The sequence below is a fragment of the Luedemannella flava genome (assembly GCF_039528515.1).
GTDB classification, from domain to species: Bacteria; Actinomycetota; Actinomycetes; order Mycobacteriales; family Micromonosporaceae; genus Luedemannella; species Luedemannella flava.
In genome coordinates this window covers 1-3,638 of sequence record NZ_BAAALT010000025.1, presented here as the reverse complement: position 1 = coordinate 3,638, position 3,638 = coordinate 1, and the positions used below count along the sequence as shown (strand labels likewise).

Here is a 3,638-nt window from a genome sequence, read left to right as displayed (position 1 = left end):
GGAGGAGCAGGCGGCCGGGCGCGGCGCGCCCGCCCAGCGTCCGGTCCCGGCCGCCGAGGAGGACGAGGACGAGGACCTCGAGCCCACGATGGACGGCATGGACGCCCGCTACCGCGACATCGGCACGCCGCCCGGCGGCATGCCCGTCGCACACCCGCTGCCGACAGGCAGCTAACGTTCGGTGCGTGCACACGTCGTCGACCGCCGTCAGGGACGCCCCTGAGGCGGGCGGCGCCCTGTTCCGCCTGTGGGAGGTGCCGGCCGGGCCCCGCCCCGGGGTGACGGTGGTCGACGGTCACGTCCTGGTCGCCGGTCACGCGGCCGTCCGGGCGGTTCTCGCCGACCCGCGGACCTATGCCCCCGACAACGCGCTCGACGCGGTCACACCCATCCCGGTGACCGCGCTGCGCGTGCTGACCGGGCACGGCTTCCGCCTGCCGCCGACCCTGGCCAACAACGGGTCGGCGAGCCATCCCGAGATCCGCGCGATCGTCGGGGCGGCCCTGCACCCGGCCCGCGTCGAGGAGCAGCGGGCCTGGCTCACCGGCACGGTGCGCCGCCGGGTCGCCGGGATCGCCGCGCGGCTGCGCGCGGGTGGAGCCGTCGACCTGTACGCCGAGCTGGCCGCCGACCTGCCGTTACGGGTACTCGCCCGGATGATCGAGCTGCCGGCCGGGGACGTCGGCCTGGTCAAGGAGTTCTCCCGGGCCGCGTTGGAGCTGTTCTGGGCCCCGCTGGACGAGGCCCGCCAGGTCAGGCTCGCGGGCATCGTGGGGCACTACCACGAGGTGCTACGGGCCACCGCGGCGACCGCGGGGGGCATGGTCGCCGAGCTGCGGGAGTACGCCGCGGCGCGCGGCGGCCGGGTCGAGGACCTGGTCGTGGGCGCCCTGTTCTTCCTACTGGTGGCCGGCCAGGAGACCACCTCGCAGTTCCTCACGCTGCTGCTGCACCGGCTGGCGGCCGAGCCGGGCGCGACCGGGCGGCTGCTGTCCGGCGAGGTGTCCATTGAGGACGTCGTCGAGGAAGGGCTGCGGTTCGAGCCGCCGATCGTGAGCTGGCGGCGCGTCGCGACCCGCGACACCGTGCTCGGCGGGGTGCGCGTGCCGGCCGGCGCGAGTGTCGTGCTGTGGCTGGCGGCCGCCGGGCGCGACCGGACCGTCGTCGGGTCCCCCGACGCCTTCTGCCCCGGGCAGAAGGGCGCGCGACGGCACCTGGCGTTCGGCGCCGGCGCGCACCGGTGCCTCGGCGCGCAGCTGTCGCGGATGGAGGCGGCCGTGGTGGTGGCCGAGTGCGCGCCGCTGCTGTGTGGGGTGCGTGTGGTGCGGGCGCCGAGCTCCCCCGGCAACCTCTCGTTCCGGATGCCCGACGCCCTTATCGTCACCCGCGACTAACGGGCCTTGACACCCGGGCGGGGGTCACCCGAACCTTAACGCATCCGAATACGTCGATCACCATGTCGATCCCTTGTGGAGGATGCGTGAAACGTCCCGTCGCTCTCATCGCGGCCACGCTCATGGCCGCGGCCGGCGCCATCTTCGCGGTCGCGCCCGCGGCCCAGGCCGCCAGCCCGGCCGCTGGCGTCGTGGTCTCGCCATATCCCACCATCACCGTCGTCGGCACCGTGACGGCCGGGGTGGAAATGGGCTGCCTGCTGCTCACCCCGTTCACCAGCTACCCGCCGCCCGGCGGCGGCTACCTGCTCATCGGCGGGGACCGCAAGGTCCTCGTTCCCGGCGCGCGGGTGCAGGTGACCGGCGTGCTCAAGCCCGGTGCCATCTCCTTCTGCATGCAGGGCTACCCGCTGGAGGTCATCTCCGCCAAACCGCTGTAACGACCCCACGGCCCGTCCCCGCTGCGCGGGGACGGGCCTGGCCCATCTCACGGGAGGAAGCGTGAAACGTCCCATCGCGCTCATCGCGGCCGCGCTCATGGCCGCCGGGCTCGCCACCGCCGTCACCGCGCCCACCGCGGAGGCCGCCACGACCGGCTGCCACATCACCTACACGGTGCCCAGCCAGTGGTGGACGGGGACCCAGGGCGGATTCCAGGCCAACATCACGATCACCAACTTCGGCCCGCCGCTGGTGAACTGGACGCTGGGCTTCGACTTCGTCCACCCCGGCCAGCGGGTCACCCAGGGCTGGTCGATGACCTGGACCCAGAGCGGCCGGCACGTCACCGCCACGTCGATGTGGGGAGTGCTCGAGACCAACAAGCCGTTCACGATCGGGTTCCTCGGCTCGTGGACGACGTCCAACCCCGCGCCGACCAACTTCACCATCAACGGCGTCCCGTGCTCCACCGGCCCGCTGCCGACCGCCACCCGCACGACGGCGACCGCCAGCCCTGCCCCGTCCAGCCCGGCACCGTCCAGCCCGGCACCGTCCAGCCCCGCTCCGACGAGCGCGGCGCTCTCGACCGCGCCGATCCCGACCGTATCGGTGACCGGCATCGTCGAGGCCGGGGTCGAGAGCGGCTGCCTCGTCCTGAACCCGGTCTCGGGCCAACTGCCGCCGGTCACGTCCCAGTGGCTGCTCATCGGCGGCGACCGCACGATCCTCGTGCCCGGCGCCCGGGTGCAGGTCATCGGCCGCGTCCGCCACGACGCCGCCTCGTACTGCCAGCAGGGCTACCCGCTGGAGGTGCTCGCCGCGAAGGTTGTCTAGAACCCGCTGGACCCGTCCCCGCCGGCCGGTGCCAGGTCCGCGGGGACGGTCCGGTGCTGACAGACTACGGTCGGCCGGTGAGCGCCGACGAGATCCACGAAGCCGCGCGCGATGCTGCGGATGTCCTCACCCTTGACGGGACGGACCTCCGGGCGCTCGCCCCGTTGACCGGACATCAGGCGTTCCGGTTGCTCCCCGACGATCTCTAAGCAGGTCGATAGCGGGGTGCCACGGGTCGTCGGGCGCGACGTACCGATCGAACAGGGCGATCTCGTCGGGGGACGGGCGCTCGAACTGGTCGGCGGAGCCGAGCAACACGTCGGTGGCGAGCGCCTCGGCGTCCGGACCGCCCCGCGCCCGGACCCGCCGCACGAGCTCGTCGAGCGGAGCGTCGAGGAAGTGCAGCTCCGTCGTCGCTCCCTCGCGCACCGCGACCTGCCGGATGCTCTCGCGTTCCGCACGCGACCAGGAGCCGAACTCGACGACGACGCTCGCGCCGGCGCGCAAAATGCTCCCCCCGTGCACCAGCATGCAGTCCTGGAGCTTGAACCGGAACTCGTAGTCCACGAGGCTGATGCCGAGCCCGACGATCCAGTCGTCCGGACTGAGGTGCACCGCCTTCGCGCCCTCGACGATCTGCCGGGCGCGGGTCGTCTTGCCGGCCCCGGGCAACCCGAACACCAGGTAGAGCGTCGCCCCGTTCACGGCGCGCTCGCCACGACGACGTCGAGGGCGTGGGTGAAGTCGTCGGCCCGCAGGCCCGCGTTCACGGTGAGGCGCAGGCGGGCGCGACTGTCCGGGGTGGACGGTGGACGGAAGCAGCCGACCGCCACGCCCCGGTCGCGGCAGGNCCCCCCCCCCCCCCCCCCGCCTGCGGGGACGGGGCGGTCACCGAGATCACGCCGGCGGCCGGGACCGTGACGTCCAGGCCCGCGTCGCGCAGCCGCGCGGACGCCGTCGCGGCGCGGG

The 3,638-nt window shown here is 73.9% G+C and carries 4 protein-coding genes and 1 pseudogene; 3 read left to right on the top strand and 2 right to left on the bottom strand.

What is annotated here, in order from left to right; genetic code table 11:
- Positions 1-185 precede the first annotated feature (185 nt).
- The 3 genes from ABD211_RS05575 (at position 186) to ABD211_RS05565 (ending at position 2,669) form a co-directional block, all read left to right on the top strand.
- A complete protein-coding gene (locus tag ABD211_RS05575; RefSeq protein ID WP_425560355.1) occupies positions 186-1,394 on the top strand; it encodes a cytochrome P450 in 1,209 nt (402 codons plus the stop codon).
- A gap of 86 nt (positions 1,395-1,480) precedes the next feature.
- Positions 1,481-1,834, top strand: coding sequence for a hypothetical protein (locus ABD211_RS05570; RefSeq protein WP_344126902.1), 354 nt, complete (start codon positions 1,481-1,483; stop codon positions 1,832-1,834).
- Positions 1,835-1,895: 61 nt separating this feature from the next.
- Positions 1,896-2,669, top strand: a complete 774-nt coding sequence (locus ABD211_RS05565) for a cellulose binding domain-containing protein (protein WP_344126899.1) — start codon at positions 1,896-1,898, stop codon at positions 2,667-2,669.
- A 126-nt stretch (positions 2,670-2,795) separates the two neighbouring features.
- On the opposite strand, the gene ABD211_RS05560 is transcribed toward ABD211_RS05565, so the two are convergent.
- Positions 2,796-3,374 (bottom strand): P-loop nucleotide/nucleoside kinase family protein, encoded by a 579-nt coding sequence (locus tag ABD211_RS05560; RefSeq protein WP_344126897.1) that lies wholly within the window; start codon positions 3,372-3,374, stop codon positions 2,796-2,798.
- A pseudogene (locus tag ABD211_RS05555) lies at positions 3,371-3,638 on the bottom strand (8-amino-7-oxononanoate synthase); the annotation flags it as partial. The pseudogene ABD211_RS05555 and the gene ABD211_RS05560, both read right to left, overlap by 4 nt.